Here is a 24,868-nt window from a genome sequence, read left to right as displayed (position 1 = left end):
ATGCGAGTAGCCAATAAAACATTGCTATTGTTGTTTACTGTCACTGTCTTTATGGCTTGTCACCCACAAAAAAAATCGATGATTGGTGCTGATGAAAGCCGTTTGATTCACAAAAATGAAGATCTGGTCACTCAAATGATCATTTATGATGTATTCACTCCGCCGGTGGCAAGCAGAATATACAGTTATACCTCTTTGGCTTCTTATGAGGCATTAAGATTTCAGAATTCAAAATACCCATCAATTACCGCTCAGCTTAAAGGTTTTGATGCCATTCCACAACCGGAAAAAAATGAGAAGTATAGTTTTTCACTTGCTGCGAGTAAGGCTCTATTTACAGTGTTAAGGCATGTTACATTTTCTGTCGATTCGCTTAAAGCCTATGAGGATAAGTTGTACGGAAATTACAAATCGGACTTGGATGCAGCGACTTATGAAAGATCTATTGCATTTGGCACACAGGTTGCCAAAGTCATCCTTAAACGAGCATCGATGGATGGTTATGACAAGTCTAGAGGCAAACCGAAATATCAAGGGAGTAATGAAGATGGGAAATGGCATCCAACCCCGCCAGATTATTTAGATGGTGTAGAATGGTGCTGGAATACAATGCAAACCTTTTCTCTTGATTCTGCAGCTCAATTTTCACTGCCACCGCCGCCTGCATTTAGCAAGGATAAGAAAAGTGAGTATTTTAAGCAAAACCTAACCGTTTATAATCAAAGTAAAAGTCAAACAGCTAAGGAGAGAGAAATCGCTACCTATTGGGATGATAACCCATTTGTTACTGTTCATTCGGGGCATTTAATGTTTGCGAATAAAAAAATTACGCCTGCCGGTCATTGGATTGGAATTACAAGAATCGCTTGCGAAAAATCGAAGGCAGATGCCGTAAAATCTGCTCAGGCATACACGATGGTTTCAGTGGGGATGTTTGATACTTTTATTAGTTGTTGGGATACCAAATACAAAACGAAATATATCCGTCCAATTTCTGTAATCAACTCAGACCTAGACCCCAATTGGGTTCCAATATTGCAAACACCGCCATTTCCAGAATATCCAAGTGGCCATAGTTCCATTACCCGTGCTGCGGCTGTTGTATTAACCAGGTTGTTTGGAGATAATTTTAGTTTTGAAGACGACAGCGATTTTAAATATATAGGAATGAAGCGGAAGTTTAAATCCTTTATCCAAGCCTCAGATGAGGCTTCTATCAGTCGTTTTTATGGCGGAATTCATTATAAAAACAGTGTGGACATGGGTGCTTCTCAAGGAAACCAAGTGGGCAATTTTATCTTAAGCAAGATAAAATTGTAATAGACCGTGCACGTTTTCCATAGTAAATATCAAATCAAATTAATGTTCAGATAAATCTTTTAAATATTCATTATCAATAAATTATAGCTGGAATTCGATGGTTATTTTTCAATTGAAACTCGAAATTCGTTAAAAATGGATAAATAAAAGTTATTTTTTGTTGGAATAGTATTAGTTTACGTCTTGGAGGTATTTTATTTTAGTGTTGAAATTACTAACCAAAAGAGACATGTGTAAAGGTTCATCTAGACGCTGCAATAGCGCCCCACCTGCAAAATTCAAAACCAAAACAACTAAGGTGTAATTTTTTCAATTACTTCGGGCTGCTTCTTTCATTAATTTGAGACGGGGAGCACTATGCCTAAGATTTACATTTAAACAAACCCCAAAAAAATGAAAAGACAATTACAAGTTGACAAATGGAACGGTTACAAAAAGCTTTTGATGGCTTTTTTGTTAACTATTTTTATTAGTCAGGTGCAAGCTCAAGACTTGCAAATTAAAGGAAAAGTAACAGGTTCTGATGGAGCGGGAATTCCAGGGGCTAGTGTTTTGGTTAAGGGAACAAGTAAAGCAACCTCTACGGATCCTAATGGAAACTATAGCATCTCTGCGGCGTCTAACGCTACCCTAGTTATTAGTTACATTAGTTATGCTACAAAAGAAGTGTCTGTTGCAGGTAAAACAATTTTAAATGTAACACTAAGTGCTGATGTCAAGACATTAGATCAAGTGGTGGTAATTGGTTATGGAAGTGTTAAGCGAAAAGATTTAACGGGTTCTGTAAGTTCTGTAAGTGCAGAGCAGATTGAAAAAGTTCCTGTAACAACTTTAGACCAGGCATTACAAGGTAGATCTGCCGGGGTTCAGATAACAAGTAACGATGGCTCCCCAGGAGCTGGCATCCAAGTTCAAATTCGCGGTGTAGGTACTTTTGGAAGTAATGATCCTCTTTACGTGGTTGATGGGTATCCAATTACTGGCGGTTTAAATACTATAAATCCAAACGACGTAGCTTCCATAGACATTTTGAAAGACGCATCTGCCACAGCCATTTATGGCAACCGGGCAGCCAATGGTGTGGTTATCATCACCACAAAAAGAGGAAAAATTGGACAGGTTCAGATATCTGTCGACGCCGTAGGCTCAGTGCAATCACAGCCTAAAAAGTACGATGTATTAAATGCACAGCAATTTGCAACATTAGCGGTAGAGCGATCTGGTCCAGATAATTTTGCTGCTAGACCGGAGTGGTCAAATCCGGCGGCGCTCCAAAATGTAAATTGGCAAGACGTCATGTACCAAACTGGGTCAAGACAAAACTATAATGTTGCCATCCGCGGTGGTAGTGAAAAATTGCAGTCTGCTTTGTCCGTTGGCTATCTAGATCAAACAGGAATTGTTAAAGAAGCCTATTTTAAACGAGTTAACGCGAGTTTAAATTCAGATTATACTCCTCTTAAATGGTTAAAAGGCTCAGCAAATCTTAAATATACAAGGTCAGACAATAAAATTCCGTTTGGTACAGGAGGACAAAATGCTGGGCTTGGAATTGGCTCGTTAACTAAATTAGTGCCGACCATTACGGGAAACCCTGCTACAAATTTGGCGAAAGATGCGAATGGCAATTATGGATTTTATGCTCCCCAAGACCAGGTAATAGGATATTTGGCTAACCCATTGTATGTGGTGGAAACCCAGGATTCGAAAAACTTGACAAACTATTTTTTAGGAAATGTCTCTTTAGAAGCCACTATTATAGATGGTTTAAAAATTAAGACCAATTATGGCGTAAATACCAATGATTATTCGGGGTATTATTTTACGCCTGCAGATGGCCGAAGTGTTCCTTATGGAGGCACGCAAACATTATCTAATTATTCTCAGAGCGCTAACAATACCTTCGAATATTTATGGGAAAATACGGTTTCCTACACTAAAACTTTTGGAGACCATAACATTGATTTTGTTGGCGGTATATCCGAACAAGAAAACACTTATCGTCAAATAGGTGCAGGTGGCGTTGGTTCAATTAGTAATGGGCTTAGAGATTTGGGAAGTGTTACCACCATCAATAACATCTACGGAAACCAGATTTCCTATTCATTGGCATCTCAATTCGCAAGATTGAACTATAAGTACAAAGACAAATATATAGTTACAGGAACAGTTAGACGTGATGGATCTTCTAGATTTGCAAAAGACCATCAGTATGGCGTTTTCCCTTCAGTATCTGCTGCATGGAGAGTAAAAAGCGAGAAATTTTTGCAAGATGTAAACGCCATTTCAGACCTAAAAATTAGAGCTGGCTTTGGCGAGGTGGGTAATCAAAATATTGGATTGTTTAAATATCTGGGTCAGTATGGTAGTGGTGGGCCAGAAACTAGCGCCAATAATGTTGGTTATCCTTTCGGCGGCGTATATCAATCAGGTATCGTGTTAACATCGTTGCCCAATCCAAACTTAAAATGGGAAACATCTAGACAAACAGACATTGGTTTAGATGCAGGATTTTTAGGTGGGAAGATAAACTTAACCGTAGATTACTATTCAAAAGAATCTAAAGATTTTCTATTGAGAACACCTACTCCGCCGCAAACAGGTTTTGCTTATGCTGACTTAAACGCAGGTAGCATTAGAAACAGCGGTTTTGAATTTAGTTTGGGCTACAGAGAATCTGCTAATCCTTTTAAATATGGAATTAATTTTAACTTAACGACCATAAACAACAAGTTATTGAGTTTGGCGCCTGGACAAGATGCGATTACAAACCTTGGCGGTTTAGGATTTTCCAATGTAGGCGGTAGCACATGGGTAACTTTTAGCCAATCGAAAATTGGTGGCCCTGTGGGTGAATTCTACGGCTTCCGCTCTGATGGAATCTTCCAATCACAAGCCGAAATTGATGCCCTAAATGCAAAAGCAGGAACTGGCTCATTTTATCAGTTTGCAACGACCGTACCTGGCGATCGAAAATTTAAGGACTTAAATGGAGATGGAAAAATAACTGATGCAGACAGAGAGGCACTTGGCAGCCCAATACCTACTTTTTTCTCGGGATTAACTTTAGACGCCTCTTATAAAAACTTCGACATCAACCTGTTTTTTTATGCTTCTGTTGGTGGAAAGATTTTCAACTATGCCGAAAGAACTCAAGAGACTTTTGGCGCAACCCAAGGTGGTATAGGTATCGAAAATGTTAGTACAGCATATTATTTAAACAGCTGGACGCCAACACGTCCATCAGATCGCTACGCTCGGGTAACCAAGGGAGATTTAAACGGCAATACCCGCCCATCAGATGTGTACGTTGAAAATGGTGATTACCTGAGACTTAGAAATTTGCAGATAGGGTATACCTTGCCAACACTTATATCCTCTAAATTTGCGGTTTCTAGAGCGCGTATTTATGTCAGTGCACAAAATTTATTTACCCTTACCAAATACTCAGGTCTAGACCCAGAAATAGGAATCCCTGGTGATCCTGATAACGGTGGCGCTCGGGATGTGACAGCTTCTGGAATAGATGTAGGTACTTATCCTTCTTCAAGGCTGTATACGTTGGGATTGAATGTTACTTTTTAATATAACTTGTTATGAAAATAAATAAAAAAAATCTGTGCATGGTTGGATTGGGATTAGCCCTTTCCCTTCCATTTGCCTGTAAAAAAGGCTTTTTAGATCAAACCGATTCTACTAAAGTTACAGAAGACGTCTTATTTAAAACGCCAGTAGATGGTGTAAGACTTGTAAATGCTATTTATGATACGTTCGACAATGTCGATTTTATGACTAAAGGGCTTTGGTATCAGGCCAATTTCTTAACACAAGATTTTAAGAATTATGGAGCGGATACTTTTTTTACAACCTATGAAGTTCCAACTACCTTTGATCCTTTAAATACCGTTTGGGTTAGGTCTTATACAGGTATTGCCCGCGCAAACTCTGCGATTCCAATCGTCGCAAAGATGTTGAGTGAAGGTGTTATTGATAAGGCTTTAGCAGATCGGTTAACCGGAGAGGCCTATTTTTTAAGAGGAGTCTTCTATTATTACTTGGCCTGTAATTTTGGGGGTGTTCCACTAGAATTAAAAACGGTGACAGACGATGGGCGTCATCCAAGGAATACTCAAGATGAGGTGTTCGCATCTATTGCATCCGACATGAATACTGCGGCAGGATTGCTTCCTTGGAAGGAAGATTTGCCAGCAAGCGAGGCTGGCAGAGCAACTAAAGGAGCAGCTTTATCATATGAAGGAAGCGCATTGATGTGGGTGAAAAAATACACCGAAGCTTTAGGTGTTTTCAATCAATTAAATGGAAAATATCAATTAACTCCGAAATTTCTTGACGTCAATGAGTATAATAACAAAAATGGAATAGAGTCTATTTTCGAAATTCAATTTAAGGTCCCTGCAGGTTCTGATCAAAGTTGGGGACACTCAAATGATTCTGTTTGGCTTTCTACTTTTGGAATGCCAGAAGAAGTGTCTAATTTTGGTTATGACTATGCGGATCCAAAATATTTCAACTCCTTCGAGATAGGAGATACGAGAAGAAGAGCAACAGTTATAGGCCCAGGCGAAACCCATCCAAGTCCTGCCATTAAAATCTCGATGTATGAGAAAGTAATAAAAAATTATACTGTCAATGGCGTTACGATGAATACTTGTGGTACGGTTGATAAACCTTGGAAAGGTGCAGACGGACAACGCTCAGGTTATTACGGTGTTAAGTTTTGGCGTGATCCGAATGTAAGTGGTGGTTATGACAGCCCAAATACCATATTCGGTGATCAAAATGCCATTATGATGCGTTATGCTGAAGTATTGTTGAGTAAAGCAGAATGTCAATTCAGAAGTGGCGATTCGGCCGGGGCTTTAGCCACTCTTCAGATTGTTAGAAACAGAGCTTTTGGAGGTACAGCACCAGCCCTAACAGGAGATGTTCTTACCAACATCCTAAATGAATATCGTCATGAGCTTGGAGGAGAATTCTCTACTTGGTTTTTATACAGACGGTCTGGGGAGCAGATTAAATATGTAAAAGACACTTATGGAATCACTGTTCCTACGGGAAAAGACTTAATGCCAATTCCTCAAGCAGTAATTGGTACCAATGCTACAATTACTCAAAACCCAGGTTACTAACGAGTAAGCTATTAATAAGAAAGCGGCTATCTCCAAAGGAGATAGCCGCTTTCTTATGTCAATCTTTGTAGATCGCTATTCGATGTGTCCTCATTAAATAAGGAATTGGCTTACTGCCCGTGGCTGTTTCAAAAGAAATAAGTTTAGAAGCCTCCCTCGGCATATGGCAATCGATGCAGTTGGCTTTAATTAAACCTTTCGCTAAAGTTTCATTACTATGATTGGGCGTTTTATGGCAGCTGATGCATTTTTGTGAATAAAAAGCAATGCTTCCATGTTCTGATTCGTGAACGTTGTGACAACTGTTACAAGTCATTTGGCTGGAAAGGTAGCATTTGCTTTGTTTAAGCAGCCCGAGTTGATTGCCATGCACATCGGGTTGAGAAGGTGCTACCGAGGGATCTCGCTGATAATAGTCGTTAAGTTTATCACCTGGTTTAAACTCAAAAATAGATTTTAGTACTTTCACATCGTTTCCAGAATGGCAAACCCCACAAGCATCTATTTTTTGTTGTCTTGTCAACGAATTATATAACGGAATATACTTACCCTGTTTTTCTGCCGGATTTGCCAATTGGAAAGTCACATGATCGCCTGCCGGACCATGACAACGCTGGCAGTTGATGCCGTAAATTATGGAGCTAGGCTTTAGCTCAGTGTCTTCTTTGAAGGATCCCGGATTAATTTGTACGGTTTCTACTCCAGAACTGTGGCATTCCAAACATCGCGTTCTTATCGATCTAGAGAAATTGGGGGTAACAATGGAAAATCCTGGACTATTTACCCATTCATTCATGCCGTTTATGTATGATAGGGGCAGCTGGAAAAGTTTATTGTTTTCCCAGTAGGCGTAAGAGTAAGATTTTAAACCTGAGCCTATCGCAACATCAAAACGTTTGACTGCAGTTTCTTTACCATCTCGGTAAGCAACCTGGTATTTTCTGCCGTTTCTAGTTTCTATAGAAACGTTCGTAAGGTCTTTGAAACTAAAAGCTTTATTTTTTGCGTCTTCGCCATGTATAAAAAAGCCCCGAGTTATAGCTTCTGAAGTGTTTTGATGGGCATTTCCAACATATGAATCAACCACAGTATTATGGCATTTTATACAAGTTTTCTCATCAGCATTGGTGTATCTAGTTATAGCCGGTTTAGGTTCTGTATTCAAACACTTTGCACATAGCAGCACTATTACACTTAAACTGAAAAAAACCAACATCAAACGTTTTAGTTGTTTCATTGGCTGCCATTAAGATTATTTGTATGCCTGACTGCAAGCGCTATAGCAGAAAAATTAACCGACTAAGCACTTATTAAATCTAGTTGTTGCAACAGTTAAAGTTAGCAATAATTAAAGGTCTGGCTCTTTATTTTTTTCATAAAAAGTAGGGTCGAGATTTAATTAAAACTAATTTAAATATTTTCTATAAAAATTAACTTAATTTTTCTAACGCTTTAATAATTGCCATCTGCAAAGATGATGAAGCTCTTAGCAACGGTAGTCTTACTGTGTTGCTACATACGCCCATATATTGAAGTGCAGATTTTACTCCCGCCGGATTTCCTTCTAAAAACGCAAGATGTATAAATTCAATAAGCGATAAATGTATTTTCGTGGCACTTTTAAAATCTCCTTTGCTACAAAAATTCACCATATCTACCACTTGTTTTGGTAAGGCATTGCCGACCACTGAGATAATCCCACAAGCCCCCAGCGCCATCATTGGCAATGTAATGGGGTCATCTCCAGAAATTAATAAAAAATCTTCTGGTTTGTCTCTCATAATTTGATTAAACTGATCGAAGTTACCACAAGCATCTTTTACCCCAATAATATTGTTAAAATCTGTAGCTAGTCTACAAATGGTTTCAGCGCTCATATTGCTCGCGGTTCTTCCTGGTACATTATACAAAATTAAATCCAACGGAGAAACTTCTGCAAGCATTTTGTAATGCTGGTAAATCCCTTCTTGCGTAGGTTTATTGTAATATGGACTTACCGAAAGAATGGCATGGTAACCATTTGTGTAAAAGTTTTTTATATACTTGGCAATTGCTAAGGTATCATTGCCGCCAATGCCTGCCACCAAAGGCACGCGATTGTTGTTGTACTCAGCAACAAAAGCGAATACTTTTGTTTTTTCTTCTGCGGTCATCGTTGCGGTTTCGCCAGTGGTGCCCAATACCACGAGATAATCTATTCCCCCGTCAATGACATGGTCAACCAGTTTTCTTAGTGCGCCAAAATCCACAGCTCCATTTTCATCAAAAGGAGTTACCAACGCAACGCCACTACCACTAAATTTACTCATTTTGTCTCTTTTTTGATTGGGTGATGTTTTATTCCATCCACTAAATCATTTTTATTTAATTTAAGCCTGTATCATTTTTAAAAGTACTTCATCGCTTATGATAGGTATTTTCAGCTTTGTGGCTTTTTCCAGTTTCGATGGTCCCATATTATCTCCCGCCACGAGGTAATCTAGTTTGCCAGAAATTCCACTCAAAATCTTCCCGCCATTCGCTTCGATAAGATTCTTTAATTCATCTCGACTAAACTTTTCGAAAACGCCCGAAATTACAAATGTTTTTTCAATTAATTTATCGCTGTCCAAGGAAATGATTGTTTCGATCGCTTCAAATTGTAACCCTGCGTCTTTTAATAGCGCTATTTGATCCAAATGTGCTGGGTTACGGAAATAAAATACAATACTCTCTGCAATCCTTTCGCCAATCTCATCAATCATAACTAGCTCTTCTGCAGTGGCTGCCACTAAGTTTTCGATATTTTTAACGCCTAAGGCAACTTTCCTTGCGACCGTTTCGCCCACGTAACGTATGCCTAAACCAAACAACACCTTTTCAAATGGCATTTCTTTGGATTTTTCTATTCCAAGGAGCATGTTTTCTATAGATCTCTCGCCAAACCTATTAAGCTCCTTTAGCGCTTTAGCCTGGTTTTTTAAAGAATAAAGGTCGCTGATATGCTTTACCAGTCCATGGCGATAAAAAGTCTCTATCGTTTCGTCTCCCAAACCATCAATATTCATCGCTTTGCGCGAAATAAAATGTTGTATCCTGCCTACTATTTGTGGCGGACAACCTTCATCATTTGGGCAATAATGAACGGCCTCTCCCTCTGCTCTAATAAGTTCTGTGCCACATTCTGGGCAATGTGTTGGGTAAATAATTGCACGCGCATTTGGTTTGCGCTTTTGTAAGTTTACCTGGATAACTTTCGGAATTATTTCGCCGCCTTTCTCTACAAAAACAGTGTCTCCTTCATGCAAGTCTAGTCTTTCTATCTCATTTGCATTGTGTAGAGTAGCTCGCTTTACGGTCGTTCCTGCCAACTGTACCGGTTTCAAATTCGCTACAGGAGTAACCGCACCCGTTCGCCCCACTTGGTAAGTGACCTTGTCTAAAATAGTCTCTACTTCTGCCGCTTTATATTTATAGCTAATGGCCCAACGCGGCGACTTTGCTGTAAATCCCAATTCTTGTTGTTGTGCAAAATCATTTACTTTAAGCACAATGCCGTCGATGTCATAGCTTAATTTATGCCGTTCTGTCTCCCAAAAATGTATAAAATCATAAACTTCCTCTATATTCTTCGCCAATTTGGTATGCTCGCAAACTTGAAATCCCCAGCTTTTAACGGCATTTAAACTTTCCCAATGTGTTTTAAATTCGTGATGATCTGTATAAAGGAAATAAATAAATCCATCTAAGGGCCTTTTTGCCACCTCTGCGCTATCTTGCATTTTAACGGTGCCCGACGCAAAATTACGTGGATTTGCATATTGTATTTCGCCTAATTCTTCACGCTGCGCATTTAGGCGTAGAAAAGCCGCTTTGTGCATAAAAATCTCACCCCTTATCTCGAAATGTTTCGGCGCATCTGCTGCCTTTATTGCATGAGGAACGGTCCGAATTGTTTTTACATTTGCCGTAACATCATCACCTTGCTTCCCATCTCCTCGCGTTACACCTCGAATAAGTTTACCATCTTGATAGGTAAGACTGATAGAAAGTCCATCGAATTTCAGTTCGCAAACGTATTCGAAATTGTCTCCAATCGCTTTTCTTATGCGGTCATCGAAATCGCGAAGATCTTTTTCGTTATACGTGTTGCCCAACGATAACATTGGATATTTGTGTTTTACGTTTAAAAAAGTTTTTGTGATTTCTCCTCCCACCTGCATGGTGGGAGAATTTTGAGACAAAAAATTTGGGTTTTCTTGTTCTAGTTTTGCAAGTGCTGCAAGTTTTTGATCAAACTCAAAATCCTCGATGCTTGGATTTGCTAAAACATAGTAGTTGTAATTGTGCTGCTTTAACTCGGCAACCAGCGCATCCATTTGTTCTTTTATGTGGAGGGGAGACATGATACAAACTTAGGCATTTGATAAACCATTGCAATGACAATTTCGGCTAATTTTTGATGGTTCCAAGTAGATTGCTTAAATTAAGAAAGCATTCTTTTTACCTCAGTTGAACTAATTTAGCGTCAATTTGGTCAAATATTTGGTTGAAATCTTTGCTTAGGTCTCGTTTAAAAACACTTAAAATCTCTGTAAGGTTTTCTAGTTGAAAGCTGTCTAAGCCGAGTGGCCACAGTCTTAAACAAATTTGATTTAACGCGTAACTTATGCTCTTTAATTTTTCATAGCTAAATAAATATTGGCTCGCTAGGAATTTGTTGAAAAAGATAAGAAAAGCATCTACTTCTTTTAGCCCCGCTTTGGTTAAAAAAGACCTAAGAAAGGTGCTGTCAACATCATTTAGGGAACTATAAAACGTTTTTACATTTATTATTTTCTGCTCGACCAAAAGGTGGTCTAACAAAAGTTCTAAACCAATATGCGCCAGAAATGATGGGCGAATTTGCGTATCGCTCAAAAGCGGAATGAGTAAGGGTTTCAAATTAGCCGTTTGCTGCTGAAAAAAGATAGAGGAGTGGAACGTTTTGTCAATCAACAAGTGCTTGTTCCACCCTGTTAAAATTTCCATTTCATGCAGATTATATACTTCTTTCACTCTATTTGGAAACAAATTAGCAATTGGCACCGCATTTTTAACCAAATCTGGTAATACAGAGCCAATGATTTGAAAGTTGTTATCGCTAGCTCTATCAAAATAGTAATGTGATAGAAAGTTCATTTTGCAAGATAATATTTTTCTGTCTGATTATCGAAAGGCGAAATGAAATGGATAGTTATTGTTAGCTATTGATTTGTACACCAAGGTACTATACATTAGCTTAAGATTTTAAAAATATGCCGAGAATTAACACTTACAAAATACTTTCACTTGATGGGGGCGGATCTTGGGCAATCATCCAGGTGAAGTGCTTAAGGAAGCTTTTCGCAGATACATTTAACAATCCCGATCCGACTGGGCACGAAGTGCTTGCGTTGTTTGATTTGGTTGTTGCAAATAGTGGAGGCAGTTTGGTTGCTGCTGCCATGTCAGAAAATTTGCGTCTTTCTGACATCGAAAATATATTTTATGATAGAAATCTAAGAACCAAAATGTTTTCTAAACTTGGGTTCTTCGAAAAAAGCTTGCTGTCTAGTGCAGCGCGGATTTTTAAAATTGGCGCTAAGTATTCTACAAAACGTAAGTATCAGGCTCTAAAGGATATTTTGCCAAACATTTCGAAAGTTGATTTGCAAGATGTGTCTAAATATATTGCATTAGATGGGGTTGCGAAGACGCATATAATGGTAATTGGATACGATTATTATAGAAATCGCGCAGAAATGTTTAGAACAGATTGCGATAGTTTGGCCGCTACGTCAAACATCGAACGAAAGTTAAAAAACCTTCCTCCGCAAACTAAAATAGCCGATGGTTGTACGGTATCTTTGATCGAAGCTGTTCATGCATCTAGCACGGCACCGGTAAACTATTTTAATGAGCCTGCTATGTTTAATGTAGGTCATAAACCGAAATATTATTGGGACGGAGCCGTAACTGGGAATAATAATCCCGTACTAGCAGCAGTGGTCGAAGCAAAAAGCAATGTGAGCAAATACCAGTTCGATCGCATTCAAGTATTGTCTATTGGAACAGCAACTACTTCGCAACTTCAGCAAGATGAAGAAGCACCTACAAAATATGCTGAATTAAAAGCTAAATATGAAAATCCTGGACTGATCAATGACATTAGTAAAATGGGTACGAGCATTTTAAATGATCCACCGGATATGGCAACCTTTGTGGCTTACACGTTTCTAAATCCAGACATGCCCGCAAAACCTGTCGATTTTATAAGAATGAATCCAAATTTGCGACCAATTTGGAAGGAGGACTCAAATAATCATTTTTGGGACCTGCCTAATGGAATCAATAAAGAGGAATTCCTAACCTTGCATCACATGGATATGGATGCCGTAGAGGACGCAGAAGTAGCGTTGATAACGAAGCTTTGTGATAACTGGATGAACAATTTAGGTGTTCCTAATCAAGCCGTAAGAAGCGATTCTAAACTCAATACGCTTATTGGACATCCAAATTTTTTAATGGCTGCTGCCGATTTTAAATCTTGGTTTTCAAAAACGCCCGAAAGCTTGCCATAAACGGGAGTAAAATTTTATCTTTGCCACCTAAATAAGCTTTTTTTAAATGATAAATTTTGTTGAGGAATTACGGTGGCGCGGAATGTTGCATGATATAATGCCAGAAACCGAAGAAAAACTTAAACAAGGAATGGCTTCTGGGTATATCGGATTCGATCCAACTGCAGATTCTTTACACGTGGGTCACCTGACCCAAATAATGACCTTGATTCATTTTCAGAAAGCTGGTCACAAACCTTACGCACTAGTAGGTGGTGCTACAGGAATGGTTGGAGATCCGTCTGGTAAATCTGCAGAGCGAAATTTACTTGATGATGAAACGCTTAATCACAACCTCAACCAGTTAAAAAAGCAATTGGAAAAGTTTCTAACTTTTGAAGATGAAGGAAATGGTGCAATGATGGTAAACAATGCCGATTGGTTTAAGAATTTTGGCTTTCTGGAATTTGTAAGAGATGTGGGAAAGTACATTACCGTTAATTATATGATGGCCAAAGACAGCGTTAGAAAACGATTAGAAGGTGAAACGGGGATGTCCTTTACAGAATTTACCTATCAATTGGTACAAGGATACGATTTTTACTATCTGTGGAAAAATCACAATTGTAGCCTGCAAATGGGTGGCTCAGACCAGTGGGGAAATATCGTTACTGGTACCGAGCTGATTCGGAAAAAGGGTTCTGGAACTGCTTACGCGTTAACTACTCAATTGATTAAGAAAGCCGATGGAACAAAATTTGGTAAGACAGAAAGTGGAGCGGTTTGGTTAGATGCAGAAAAAACTTCACCCTATAAGTTTTATCAATTTTGGTTAAACGCATCAGACAATGATGTTAAAAAATGGATCAGAATATTTACGCTGAAAAACCAAGTTGAAATAGAAAGGCTTGAAGAGGAGCATGATAAAGCACCTCATTTGCGCGTGCTGCAGAACGCCTTGGCAGCAGACATCACCATAATGGCCCACTCCTCCGAGGCGCTAGAGACTGCCATTAAGACATCTAATTTTTTATTCGGCAATGAGCCGCTCGGCTTCTTAACTACTTTGAATGACCAACAAGTATCTGAAATTTTTGAAGGAATACCACAATTTGATGTTTCTTTAAATGATTTTGAAAATGGGATTGACGCCGTAACTCTATTGGCGGAAAAATCTTTTGTATTCTCATCGAAAGGAGAAGCCAAAAAATTTATTCAAGGAGGAGGACTATCGGTAAACAAGGAAAAGGTGTTAGATGCTTTACAAGTGTTTAATAAGATGGATTTGATTAATGATAAATTTATCATTGTGCAAAAAGGTAAAAAAAATTATTTTTTGATTTCTGCAGTTTAAGTCTAATTTTCTTAAACCCATCGATATAATTTTATTAATCGGACAAAAAACATATATTTGTGTATTATTGTCTGATTATGAAAACAAAAGTTAAAGAAATATCGAAACTAGACGAGCCAATAGTTGGTTGTGCCAATTTGGTTTACAACCCTATGTCTTCAATTTTTGGGGTTGCTTACGCCGATGCTACAGATTTTGATCTCTTAAAGTTGGCGCGAAAGGGCATATCAAAAAAAACCTTAACAATTTTGGCCAAGCAGATTGCATTAACGCTGGAAGAAATTGCTAAAGTACTTCATATTTCTGAGCGTACCTTGCAACGCTATGAGCCAACAACTTTGGTAAAGACAGAGTACGCAGATAGAGCCATAGAATTAGCACGTTTGTATGAAAGAGGCATAGCTGTTCTGGGTAGTCAAAATGCTTTTAATAGCTGGGTAAAAACACCAAATTATGCACTAGGCAACGAAATTCCCTTGCAATTGTTAGATACACATATTGGCTTCACAATGGTTTTTGATGTTCTTGGGCGCATTGAGCATGGTATTTTTAGCTAATGCTGGTTTATCGAATATCTTCGCCCACTTATATTGAAGATTTAAGCGGAGCTGGCTCAAAACAATATGGAGGCAGGTGGAACGAAAAAGGAATCTCTATGGTTTATTTTGCCTCGAGTAGAGCGATGGCGGTGATGGAGGTTTTGGTGCATGTGAGGCCGGAGCAGATTGCAAAAGAATTTGTATTGGCAGTTTTTGAATTGCCGGACACCGATGTGCTTACCATAGACATGCATAATTTAGCAGAAAATTGGAAGGATTTGGCACAAGCAGATGAATTGAAAAAAATTGGCAGCCAGTTTATTAAGGCTAAAAAATACCTCTCCATGCGAGCTCCGTCTGCTATATTAGAGGAAGAATATAATGTACTATTAAATCCTGCACATCCTTTGGCAAAGAAAGTAACACTTATTGATCGCCGTCCTTTTCAGTTTGATCGGCGGTTTAAAGCGTAACCTACTGCACCAACAAATTGCAGCCTCTAATATCGGAGTGATCAAACCGGCCAAGTACCTCAAAACTGTTGTTTTCATTTAGCCGACCCAAATCTTGCGTTGCAATAAAAGAACAGCTGTTGATATTGGCTAGATCAATTACATTAATTCCCCCTGTTTTTCCATTTCTTACATAGGTAAAAGGATCATTAACATCTCTAACAAGAACTTTCATCCAAGGCGGACAAACAAATATGCCGTCGCCAGTAGAATATGCTTGAGATAACAGTTCAGTCATTCCATACTCGCTGTGTATTTTTTCTACACCAAATCCTTTGGTAAGTTGCAAGTGTAATGCTTCTCTTACCAATTCCGTTCGCTTTCCTTTCATACCACCCGTTTCCATTATGATAAGTTCTGGAAAGTTTACTGCATATTTTTCAATAAAATCTAGCAACGCGTATGTAACACCAATCAATACTGTTTTTTGCTTTAAAGCTTTTAATTGTAAAAGCAACTCAAACAAACCTTCATCATTATTTAAAAAGTATCCACTGTGTAGATTATTGCTCTCAGCAATTAAGTCATCCACCATATAAATAAGGGACGAGCCATTTCTTTGTTGATAAGAAGGCAATAACGCTAAAAAACAAAATTCTGTAAGCTCTCCGTAGAAATGTTTGAAAGCTTTGCGGTAACTTTTCTCGTATAGAGAAACGTCCGTTACAAGGTGTTTACTTTGCGCCGCACCGGTGGTTCCTGAACTTGTGAATATGATTTCTGGCTGCTTCTTGGAACTTACAATTTGCTGGGTCTTAAAAAACTCAATCGGAAGAAATGGGATGTTGTAAAGCGCTGTTACCCTCCCAACGTCACAACCTAAGTTAAAAAGAAATTTTTCATAGGTGGCACAGGCAAAAGCCTGATGCTGAAATAATTTTAATGCATAGTCTTCAAAGCTTTCGGCGCTTTTAATCTCGAAAATGCTGTCGGGGTTAAAATTCACCATGCAAAAATACGAAGCCTAATTTAGATTTTCTGATTTTTTCTTCGCCAACATCGCAATTCTGAAATGATAGCCGCAATATCCGCTAATTCCTGCTACAACGCCTCCGATCAAGCCGGTCAGCAATAATACAAGCCACCAAAAATTTACCTGCAACATCACTGCAACTCTGTTTGCCAAAATGTTATCATTTGGAATCGTTTTGAAAAGGGCATAACCAATCCACAGCAGAAAGATTGCAAAGAAGGATTGCCAAAAGGCAATTTTTCCTGTCTTTCCAATAATGCCACAAGTTGCAAAAGCAATAACTACGATAATCCACCAAGGCAACATAAGTTGGAGTAAAAAGCATATAATTACAATTGCGATAAATACCATGTTATTTAGATAGGATGGTTAATTTGGTGATGATTTTTGCAGATTTGTCATCGGAAGATTTCATCAGATAGAGTTCATAGAGCTGATCGTTGGCCCAGGTATCAACCATATCATCGTAGAACTTACTGCCGGGATTTCCTGATTGTCCGCCCGGATATACGCCGTGACCTTTTGGTGTTTTGCCAAGTTCTACCACCATGCGCCAAGAAGGGCCGTTGGTTTCGCTGATGGCGTTAATGGTACTTCTTGCGCCTCCAATGTACAGCGTTTTAGAGCCAAAACCCGGTATTTTTGCCAAGTGGGGAACATGCGTTTGCTTCACATTTGCCCATTCCCAAGTTTTGCCTATTGGGCCGAATCTTCTCTCTAAACTGTCGCAAGCATATTTTAAAGATTCATTTACCAGATCAGTAAGCGTCTCTTTTTGGGGCGTATTTACATTGTCATACCATTTAGAATCCGGTTCGTTTAAAACCATCTCAACCGTTCTATCTCTAGATGGATAGCGCATTGGAATGCCGGCAATGGTAAAGTCATCCTTCCATATATTGTCTATCAGGCGCTCATTCCATAGGTCGAAAACGCTCGCAGCAATTTCTTGGGCATTGTAGCGCTTATTCCATTTACTCAAATCAATAAACGCTTCCTTCTGCGTGCCATTTAGTTTTTCGGTGGATACCAGGCTCAACAACTTTGGCAACAGGTTTTGCGCTAAAATACTATAACTATCCCCTTGCATTTGCCTGATGCTATCTAAGGTGGCTTTTTTCATAGCGCTTAACTTATCATTAATCCTTTTGCCGCGTTCGTAACTGCCAAACTCCCAGTTGATAAAATAGGGATAGGTTTTGTCTGTTGAAGATTGGTTTGCCGAACTCACAAATCCGCGCTGTGGGTTTTTTACCGTCGGATTTTGATCTGCCGGAATAAATCCGTGCCAATCGTATGCAGGGTCACTACCGTCTAAAATAAATTTTCCTTGATCGGGCCATTTCAATGGAAATTTTCCATTTGGTGTAATGGCGATATCGCCTTGGACACTAGCGAATGCAAAATTTTGCGCAGGCGCAGTATAGTAGGTGAGCGCTTTTCGATAGTCATCATAATTTTTCCCTCTATTTAAATAATAAAAGGTCATCAGTTCGTCCGATTTATCGTGTGCAATCCAACGCAAAGCATCGCCCACTGGCACATTGTTGGCGCGGGCATAATTTGATTTTTGAAAGTAAACCACTGGCCCTTGGTTGGTGTAGAAAACGGTATCAATCTCCTCTTTCTCTCCCCTGATTTTTATTTTTTCGAGACGTATTTTTGTAGCATTCCATTTGTTATCATACCAGAATTGTTGATGGGTGCTGTCTTTAAACTTAGTTTGATAAAAGTCTAGCACATCTGCTGCAACGTTTGTAACGCCCCAAGCAATGTTATTATTGAAGCCTATAACAACTCCGGGAGCGCCAGGTAAAGAAACGCCGTAGGTGTTAATGCCAGGTGCAGAAAGTTGAATTTGATACCAAATAGAAGGTAAACTCAAATCTAAATGCGGGTCATTTGCTAAAATTGGGTAACCTGAAGCGGTTTTAGAGCCCGATAATGCCCAATTATTACTTCCAATACCGTCGATTTTTTGCTTCGTTTTTACGTCTCCTGTGGTCGCATCTACGTAAGAATGTGGTGTTTTTGGAATCGATAGTGGGTCAAAATTCCAAGGGGTTCCTACCGGAATAATCGGTTCTTCTCTATATGGGTAGTCTGGGAATAGATTTTTTACTACATCTGGGCCATATTTTTTTAAAATGTTGGTCATGTAAAACTCGTCAGAGCCCATGGCCAATACCGAAGACATTTGCTTTAATAAAAGCGCACACTTTATAGGCGTCCACGGTTCTGGTTTATAATCTAAAATCTTATATTCAATCGGATAGTTTGCCTTTGAAAGCTTCTGGATATACGCATTTATTCCATCTGTATAAGCCAACACCATTTCCTTCGATGTTGGGTTTTCCAACATTCCCTTCAAGGTATTTTCTGCACCATAAACCATCCCCATCCGCCGCTGATAGCGATCTACCTCTACTGCTTTTTTACCGACAACTTCTGATAACCGACCTGCAGCATACATGGTTTGGAAATCCATTTGCCAAAGGCGATGCATGGCCGTAACATAACCCTGAGCGAGGTAGAGATCGTGATCGTTTTTGGCAAAAATGTGGGGAATCATTCTATCGTCGAAAGATATATTGATCTCTTCTTTTGCTCCCTTTATTTTTATAGTGTGGTTAAAATTAAAATGGTTGTTCTCCGCATTTTGCCAAAAACCCATAAAAGGATTCAAGAATTTTAGCAAAGGTGGTAATGGACCCAAACTCGTATTGAATAAAAATGCAAGTACAATCGGCACGATAATACAACATGCGGCTTTAATTTTATTCATTCGGCTTGTAGTGAAACAATTTAATTGGAAATATTAGCTTGTATTATCTTGCAAATTACTATAAACGCGACAGCAATCAAAATTAAAATATTTAAAATAAATATTATGCATGCATAATTTGTTTAATTGGATAAAACCGATTAGTTTTATGAGACCAAAAAACTGCTAACCAAATTTTCTATTTATGATAAGAACTTTTACCCAACTGACTTGTGTAGCATTGATGCTATTCGGCACGGCGTTTACGCTGCGTGCCCAAACCCATACCGTTAGCGGAACGGTGATTGATAAAGACACTAAACAGCCAATCGTAGGCGCTAGCGTTGTTATTTTGGGCCAATCCGGCGGAACTTCGAGCAACAGCGCTGGTGTATTTATCTTTTCTACTTCGGCAAAACTGCCTTTTACCCTAGTGGCAAGTAGCATTGGTTTTGGCCGACAGGAAAAACAGATTATAGGAAGTACCACAGGGATTTCTTTTGAACTGGGAACTTCTGTTACGCTTGGTGGTGATGTAGTTATTTCTGCTTCTAGAACGCCTGAAAGAATTTTAGAATCGCCAGTTACAATAGAGCGTATAAATGCTCAGGCAATTAAGGAAATTCCTGCGCCGTCATTTTACGATGGTTTGGCCAATTTGAAAGGGGTGGAGGTAAGCACGCAAAGCTTGACCTTTAAATCTATAAATACCCGCGGCTTTAATAGTAATGGCAATACTCGATTTAACCAGTACGTAGATGGAATGGACAATCAGGCGCCAGGTTTAAATTTTTCGGTTGGAAATATTGTAGGGATGACTGAGCTTGATGTAGATAATGTAGAGCTATTGCCAGGTGCATCTTCTGCACTTTACGGTGCTGGTGGCATTAGCGGAACACTTTTAATGACTTCCAAAGATCCTTTTCGTTATCAAGGGGCCAGTTTTCAATACAAGACAGGAATTAACCATGTAAACGATGGAAGTACAAGTGCGAAACCATACAATCAGCTCGACGTTCGATTGGCAAAATCTTGGAACAATAAATTTGGAATAAAAACATCCTTTTCGTTTTTGCAAGCTAGAGATTGGTCGGCGAGTAATACCAGTAACTTTGACAGAATTGGAAGAACAGCCAAACCTGGTGATAGAAACTCTGACCCCAATTATGATGGCGTAAATGTTTATGGCGACGAAATCAGCCAAAATATGATTAATGTATCTCAGAGTGTAGAGTCAAAAACCAGGGCAGGTATTTTGGCGGCAACAGGTGGTGCCTTAAATATTCAGAATACGCTTAATTTGCTGCCTGCAAACGCACCCTACTCAAGTTATGTTGGTTTTATAAATGCAAATATTCCTGCTGCGCTTCAGCCAACGGTTTTAAACGGATATCTTCCTTTTTACTATGGACTGCGTAATAATTTAATACCAAATCAGTTTGTTTCTAGAACAGGTTATGCGGAGAGTGATTTAGTAGATTACGATACCAAATCGTTGAAGACATCTAGTGCCGTTTATTACAAATTTACGCCCACCATACAGGCAATAGCGCAAGTCAATTGGGGTACAGGAACTTCTGTATACACTGGTACCGATAGGTATTCTTTGAGAGATTTCAGCATCGGTCAATATAAATTAGAACTTCGTGGGGATGACTTTTTCTTGCGTGCATACACCACTCAAGAGCGTTCTGGCAAAGCGTATAATGCAACCATTTTAGGTACTTTTATTAATGAGACATGGAAACCATCTACTACTTGGTTTCCTCAATATATTGGCACTTACTTAGCAACTGGTTCTTATGGAGCGGCAAGAGCAGCGGCAGATAACGGTCGGTTTTTGCCTGGAAGTACTGGGTTTGAAACTGCTAAAGATGCCATTACTAGCAGATCTATCGGACCAGAAAATGGGGCTAAGTTTAATGACAAAACAAATCTTTACCATTACGAAGGGTTGTACAACTTTTCGAGTTTGTTAAATAATGTGGTCGATGTTCAGGTTGGCGCTTCTTATCGCGATTACTTTTTACACTCTGACGGAACTATTTTTGATGATGCAACTAGATCGATCGTCATATCCGAGTACGGTGCATTCGCACAGGTGGGACGTAAATTTAATGATTTATTTAAGCTTACTGTTTCCGGCAGATATGACAAGAGCAAAAACTTCGAGGGGCGTTTTACGCCTAGAGTAACAGGTGTTTTTACCGTTGCCAAAAACAATAATATCCGCATTTCTTATCAAACAGCCTTTAGAAATCCAACTACACAAGATCAATACATAGATTTAGCAGTTGGTGGCGGATCTACAAGACTAATAGGGGGTTTGCCAGAGTTGCTAAACAAATATCACCTATACGACAATAAAGGTGTTACGGCGCAAAGTTACAGAGCTTTTTTGGCAACTATTGCTTCCGGCACCCCAAACCCCGGCGTGCTGAAAGAATATACTTTTTCTGCACAGGCATTGAAACCAGAAAGCGTACAAGCAATAGAGCTGGGATATAAAGGCTTGGTCAGCAAAAATTTATTGATAGATACTTATGGGTATTACAACATATACAAAGATTTTATCGGTGGGGTAGATTTGTATCAAAATCCAACTACAAATGCAGTAAAGTTTAGCGTTGCCACAAATACGCCCGGAAATGTGAAAAGTTATGGCGCTGCCTTCGGACTTGAGTACCTCGTACGCAAGCTTAATTTTAGCGGAAATGTTTCATATAATAAGCTTAGTGAATTGCCGGCAGACATTATCAACACCTTCAATACACCAGAAATTAGGTTTAATCTAGGAGTAGGTAGTCAGGAAATTATCAAAAATGTTGGTTTCAATGTTCAATATCGCTGGCAAGATAAATTTTACTGGAACTCTACATTCGTATCTGGAGCAGTGCCTGCATTCTCAACCGCCGATGCACAATTGAATTTGAAAGTACCCTCGATAAATTCTATTTTTAAGATTGGTGGATCTAACATTTTAAACAAATATTACATCACGTCCTACGGAAATCCGGACGCCGGTGCCATATATTATGTTTCGATAACTTTTAATCCATAAGCACTTTCCCTAAAACAATTACAGCACAGCACCTTATCCCTTTTGTATTTTTTTACAAAGGGGATTTTTTTTGAATTTATTACTGCATTTTTGTAAAATATTTGTATTATAGTATTTTAAAAATCGTTATTCGAGAACGTATTACACTTAATTTAGATGAAATTGGAAGACAAAGCACCGGAAGAAATTGACGAATTAATAGAGAAAGAAAAAGAGATTCAGCACCTTAATAATCCGGTAGACATATCTGTAAAGCCCATTGTGAAGCAATACCTCGGCGCTGTAATAGAGGTCAAAAAGGATAGTAACAAGTTTTATTTCTCAGATGGAAACGCATCTGTAGAAATTAGAGTAGTGAGCGACGAAGTTATTAGGGTGCGGTTAGCGCCGCATAGCGTTTTTTTAGACGATTTTTCTTACGCAGTCCCGGAGGTAGACCAAAAAGTATCTGTGTTTAAAATGGATGAGTATGAGGACTGTTATACCATTTCTACCCATGCAGTAACTTGTAAAATAGAGAAAGCAACTTTTCACATCTCTTTTTTAGACAACCTGACCAGTCTAGTTATGGTAGACGAGGTAAATTCTATGCATTGGGAGGAAAACATAGAGTTTGGAGGATACTATGTGTATGCAACAAAAAAATGCAACCCGGAAGAAAACTTTTTTGGTCTTGGAGATAAATCAGGAAACTTTAACTTACGTGGCCGCAGGTTCGAAAACTGGAATACAGATGCATATTCTTACGCTTGGGATCAGGATCCGCTCTACAGGACAATCCCTTTTTATATCGGCATACACAGTAAAGCAGCCTATGGCATCTTTTTCGACAATACCTTCAAATCTTATTTCGATTTCGGTAGAGAAGATTCTAACAAAACCAGTTTCTGGTCTGACGGTGGCGAGCTTCAATATTATTACATTCATGGGCCACATATGATGGATGTGGTAAAACGCTATGCACTTCTTACAGGTACGCATCCAATGCCTCCAAAGTGGACATTAGGTTATCAACAATGTCGTTGGAGTTACTATCCCGAAGAAAAAATAAAAGACATTGCAAAGCAATTTAGAGATAGAAAAATTCCTTGCGATGCCATTTACCTCGACATTGATTATATGGATGGTTATCGATGCTTTACCTGGAACAAAAAATACTTTCCAGATCCTAAAAGGATGATTAAGGAGTTGGCAGATGATGGCTTTAAAACCGTAGTGATGATAGACCCCGGGATAAAGGTAGATGATGATTATTGGGTTTTTAAAGAAGGTAAAGAAAATAAATACTTCTGTAGAAGAAGTGACGACTACTTTATGGAGGGGCATGTTTGGCCGGGCAGATGCCAGTTTCCAGATTTTACAAATCCTGAAGTACGCAGCTGGTGGGGAAATTTGTACAAAGAATTGGTAGATATTGGCGTTGCTGGTTTCTGGAACGATATGAACGAACCTGCTGTGTTTGGTTCGGGTACTTTTCCAAACGATGTAAGACATAACTATGATGGTTATCGGGGTTCTCACCGTAAGGCACATAATGTTTATGGTATGCAAATGGTCAGGGCTACCTATGAAGGTTTGAAAAAAATAATGCGCAATAAAAGGCCTTTTACCATAACACGGGCAGGTTACGCTGGTGTTCAGCGTTTTGCCAGCGTTTGGACGGGAGATAATATTGCCTCTTGGGAACATTTAAAAATTGGAAATATACAATGCCAAAGACTTGCCGTTTCTGGCGTTTCTTTCTGCGGTACAGATATAGGCGGTTTTAGTGGTGAGCCAGATGGCGAATTGTTTAGCCGCTGGATTCAACTTGGTACTTTTTCTCCATTTATGCGCGCACATTCTGCCGGAGATACAGCAGAAAGAGAACCCTGGAGTTTTGGGCAGTTTTATGAAGACATCAATCGGAAATTTATCGAGCTTAGGTATAAAATGATGCCTTACTTGTACTCGGTTTTCTGGGAACATCATAGATATGGTTTTCCAATTTTGCGCCCGTTAGTAATGTTAGATCAAGAAAATATCGGGAATCATTATAGACAAGATGAGTTTTGTTATGGTGATAAATTACTCATTTGTCCGGTGCTAGAACAGGGAGCAACATCTAGAATCGTGTATTTTCCAAAAGGTACTTGGTATAATTTCTGGACTCAAGAAGTGTTAGATGGGGAAACCGAACACACAATAGACGCCCAAATAGACAGCATGCCCATATTTGTGAGGGCAGGGACAGTATTGCCGCAATATCCTGTGATGCAATATGTAAACGAGATCCCTATTACAGACTTGCAACTGAACATTTATTACAGCAGTTATGAGGTAAATTCTTTCTTGTTTGAAGATCATGGCGATACCTTTGCCTATGAGCAGGACATTTATATGGAAAAAAAGTTTACCTTAAAGGGAAATTTCGATAGCTTGGCAATTCATCAAAACATAGAGGGCTTATACACTCCAAACTATGAGAGGTATGATTGCGACGTAATGGGTATAAATTTTAAAATAAATAAGATTATCGTAGATAATGAGGAAATAAAGGAATTTTCTGTTGATGATAAAAAAATCTTAAATTTTAAATGCAACAAAAACTTTTCGCAAATACTAATCAACTAGTAACCGTCCCGAAACATTAAAT

The 24,868-nt window shown here is 38.9% G+C and carries 16 protein-coding genes; 9 read left to right on the top strand and 7 right to left on the bottom strand.

Going from position 1 to position 24,868, the window contains the following annotated elements:
- The 3 genes from ACVWYG_RS09000 (at nucleotide 1) to ACVWYG_RS08990 (ending at nucleotide 6,470) form a co-directional block, all read left to right on the top strand.
- Entirely contained in the window at nucleotides 1–1,320 is a 1,320-nt protein-coding gene (locus ACVWYG_RS09000; protein WP_457269859.1) for a vanadium-dependent haloperoxidase, read from the top strand.
- A 393-nt stretch (nucleotides 1,321–1,713) separates the two neighbouring features.
- Nucleotides 1,714–4,905 (top strand): SusC/RagA family TonB-linked outer membrane protein, encoded by a 3,192-nt coding sequence (locus ACVWYG_RS08995; protein WP_457269858.1) that lies wholly within the window; start codon nucleotides 1,714–1,716, stop codon nucleotides 4,903–4,905.
- 11 nt (nucleotides 4,906–4,916) lie between these two features.
- Entirely contained in the window at nucleotides 4,917–6,470 is a 1,554-nt protein-coding gene (locus tag ACVWYG_RS08990) for a RagB/SusD family nutrient uptake outer membrane protein (RefSeq protein WP_457269857.1), read from the top strand.
- Nucleotides 6,471–6,528: 58 nt separating this feature from the next.
- On the opposite strand, the gene ACVWYG_RS08985 is transcribed toward ACVWYG_RS08990, so the two are convergent.
- The 4 genes from ACVWYG_RS08985 to ACVWYG_RS08970 all read right to left on the bottom strand — a co-directional run bounded on the left by ACVWYG_RS08985 (nucleotide 6,529) and on the right by ACVWYG_RS08970 (nucleotide 11,630).
- A complete protein-coding gene (locus tag ACVWYG_RS08985) occupies nucleotides 6,529–7,707 on the bottom strand; it encodes a hypothetical protein (RefSeq protein ID WP_457269856.1) in 1,179 nt (392 codons plus the stop codon).
- A 193-nt stretch (nucleotides 7,708–7,900) separates the two neighbouring features.
- The gene (gene dapA / locus ACVWYG_RS08980; protein WP_457269855.1) at nucleotides 7,901–8,779 is read right to left on the bottom strand and encodes a 4-hydroxy-tetrahydrodipicolinate synthase; all 879 of its coding nucleotides are present in this window, start codon (nucleotides 8,777–8,779) and stop codon (nucleotides 7,901–7,903) included.
- A gap of 60 nt (nucleotides 8,780–8,839) precedes the next feature.
- Nucleotides 8,840–10,855: an NAD-dependent DNA ligase LigA gene (ligA, locus tag ACVWYG_RS08975; RefSeq protein ID WP_457269854.1), complete on the bottom strand. Its 2,016-nt coding sequence runs from the start codon at nucleotides 10,853–10,855 to the stop codon at nucleotides 8,840–8,842.
- 97 nt (nucleotides 10,856–10,952) lie between these two features.
- Complete coding sequence (locus ACVWYG_RS08970; protein ID WP_457269853.1) at nucleotides 10,953–11,630, bottom strand: ACP phosphodiesterase; 678 nt, start codon at nucleotides 11,628–11,630, stop codon at nucleotides 10,953–10,955.
- 116 nt (nucleotides 11,631–11,746) lie between these two features.
- Here ACVWYG_RS08970 and ACVWYG_RS08965 point away from each other — a divergent pair, with 116 nt between their 5' ends.
- The 4 genes from ACVWYG_RS08965 to ACVWYG_RS08950 all read left to right on the top strand — a co-directional run bounded on the left by ACVWYG_RS08965 (nucleotide 11,747) and on the right by ACVWYG_RS08950 (nucleotide 15,396).
- A complete protein-coding gene (locus tag ACVWYG_RS08965; RefSeq protein WP_457269852.1) occupies nucleotides 11,747–13,051 on the top strand; it encodes a patatin-like phospholipase family protein in 1,305 nt (434 codons plus the stop codon).
- 49 nt (nucleotides 13,052–13,100) lie between these two features.
- Nucleotides 13,101–14,384 carry a tyrosine--tRNA ligase gene (gene tyrS, locus ACVWYG_RS08960; protein WP_457269888.1) on the top strand — a complete coding sequence of 428 codons (1,284 nt, stop codon included), beginning with the start codon at nucleotides 13,101–13,103 and terminating at the stop codon, nucleotides 14,382–14,384.
- A 77-nt stretch (nucleotides 14,385–14,461) separates the two neighbouring features.
- Nucleotides 14,462–14,941, top strand: a complete 480-nt coding sequence (gene parS, locus ACVWYG_RS08955) for a type II RES/Xre toxin-antitoxin system antitoxin (protein ID WP_457269851.1) — start codon at nucleotides 14,462–14,464, stop codon at nucleotides 14,939–14,941.
- Entirely contained in the window at nucleotides 14,941–15,396 is a 456-nt protein-coding gene (locus ACVWYG_RS08950) for an RES family NAD+ phosphorylase (protein ID WP_457269850.1), read from the top strand. Before parS ends, ACVWYG_RS08950 begins: the two co-directional genes overlap by 1 nt.
- 1 nt (nucleotide 15,397) lies before the next feature.
- Here the strand turns inward: ACVWYG_RS08950 and ACVWYG_RS08945 are convergent, their stop codons facing one another.
- Genes ACVWYG_RS08945 through ACVWYG_RS08935 form a run of 3 tightly spaced genes read right to left on the bottom strand, consistent with a single transcriptional unit; the run spans nucleotide 15,398 to nucleotide 19,193 of the window.
- Complete coding sequence (locus ACVWYG_RS08945; RefSeq protein WP_457269849.1) at nucleotides 15,398–16,384, bottom strand: LuxE/PaaK family acyltransferase; 987 nt, start codon at nucleotides 16,382–16,384, stop codon at nucleotides 15,398–15,400.
- Nucleotides 16,385–16,399: 15 nt separating this feature from the next.
- Complete coding sequence (locus ACVWYG_RS08940) at nucleotides 16,400–16,759, bottom strand: hypothetical protein (protein ID WP_457269848.1); 360 nt, start codon at nucleotides 16,757–16,759, stop codon at nucleotides 16,400–16,402.
- 1 nt (nucleotide 16,760) lies between these two features.
- The gene (locus tag ACVWYG_RS08935; protein WP_457269847.1) at nucleotides 16,761–19,193 is read right to left on the bottom strand and encodes a penicillin acylase family protein; all 2,433 of its coding nucleotides are present in this window, start codon (nucleotides 19,191–19,193) and stop codon (nucleotides 16,761–16,763) included.
- 184 nt (nucleotides 19,194–19,377) lie between these two features.
- Between ACVWYG_RS08935 and ACVWYG_RS08930 the strand changes: the two genes are divergently transcribed.
- Nucleotides 19,378–22,233, top strand: a complete 2,856-nt coding sequence (locus ACVWYG_RS08930; RefSeq protein ID WP_457269846.1) for a TonB-dependent receptor domain-containing protein — start codon at nucleotides 19,378–19,380, stop codon at nucleotides 22,231–22,233.
- A 156-nt stretch (nucleotides 22,234–22,389) separates the two neighbouring features.
- A complete protein-coding gene (locus ACVWYG_RS08925; RefSeq protein ID WP_457269845.1) occupies nucleotides 22,390–24,846 on the top strand; it encodes a glycoside hydrolase family 31 protein in 2,457 nt (818 codons plus the stop codon).
- Nucleotides 24,847–24,868: the final 22 nt, after the last annotated feature.

The sequence above is a fragment of the Pedobacter sp. UYEF25 genome, assembly GCF_054061655.1.
The sequence above is the reverse complement of the archived record's forward strand: the minus strand, read 5'-3'. Positions and strand labels throughout refer to the sequence as shown.

What these genes read in the sequence shown, in the direction of transcription:
- ACVWYG_RS09000 (WP_457269859.1), top strand. Translation starts at nt 1, where the DNA reads ATGCGAGTAGCCAATAAAACATTGCTATTGTTGTTTACTGTCACTGTC.
- ACVWYG_RS08995 (WP_457269858.1), top strand. Translation starts at nt 1,714, where the DNA reads ATGAAAAGACAATTACAAGTTGACAAATGGAACGGTTACAAAAAGCTT.
- ACVWYG_RS08990 (WP_457269857.1), top strand. Translation starts at nt 4,917, where the DNA reads ATGAAAATAAATAAAAAAAATCTGTGCATGGTTGGATTGGGATTAGCC.
- ACVWYG_RS08985 (WP_457269856.1), bottom strand. Translation starts at nt 7,707, where the DNA reads ATGAAACAACTAAAACGTTTGATGTTGGTTTTTTTCAGTTTAAGTGTA.
- dapA (WP_457269855.1), bottom strand. Translation starts at nt 8,779, where the DNA reads ATGAGTAAATTTAGTGGTAGTGGCGTTGCGTTGGTAACTCCTTTTGAT.
- ligA (WP_457269854.1), bottom strand. Translation starts at nt 10,855, where the DNA reads ATGTCTCCCCTCCACATAAAAGAACAAATGGATGCGCTGGTTGCCGAG.
- ACVWYG_RS08970 (WP_457269853.1), bottom strand. Translation starts at nt 11,630, where the DNA reads ATGAACTTTCTATCACATTACTATTTTGATAGAGCTAGCGATAACAAC.
- ACVWYG_RS08965 (WP_457269852.1), top strand. Translation starts at nt 11,747, where the DNA reads ATGCCGAGAATTAACACTTACAAAATACTTTCACTTGATGGGGGCGGA.
- parS (WP_457269851.1), top strand. Translation starts at nt 14,462, where the DNA reads ATGAAAACAAAAGTTAAAGAAATATCGAAACTAGACGAGCCAATAGTT.
- ACVWYG_RS08950 (WP_457269850.1), top strand. Translation starts at nt 14,941, where the DNA reads ATGCTGGTTTATCGAATATCTTCGCCCACTTATATTGAAGATTTAAGC.
- ACVWYG_RS08945 (WP_457269849.1), bottom strand. Translation starts at nt 16,384, where the DNA reads ATGGTGAATTTTAACCCCGACAGCATTTTCGAGATTAAAAGCGCCGAA.
- ACVWYG_RS08940 (WP_457269848.1), bottom strand. Translation starts at nt 16,759, where the DNA reads ATGGTATTTATCGCAATTGTAATTATATGCTTTTTACTCCAACTTATG.
- ACVWYG_RS08935 (WP_457269847.1), bottom strand. Translation starts at nt 19,193, where the DNA reads ATGAATAAAATTAAAGCCGCATGTTGTATTATCGTGCCGATTGTACTT.
- ACVWYG_RS08930 (WP_457269846.1), top strand. Translation starts at nt 19,378, where the DNA reads ATGATAAGAACTTTTACCCAACTGACTTGTGTAGCATTGATGCTATTC.
- ACVWYG_RS08925 (WP_457269845.1), top strand. Translation starts at nt 22,390, where the DNA reads ATGAAATTGGAAGACAAAGCACCGGAAGAAATTGACGAATTAATAGAG.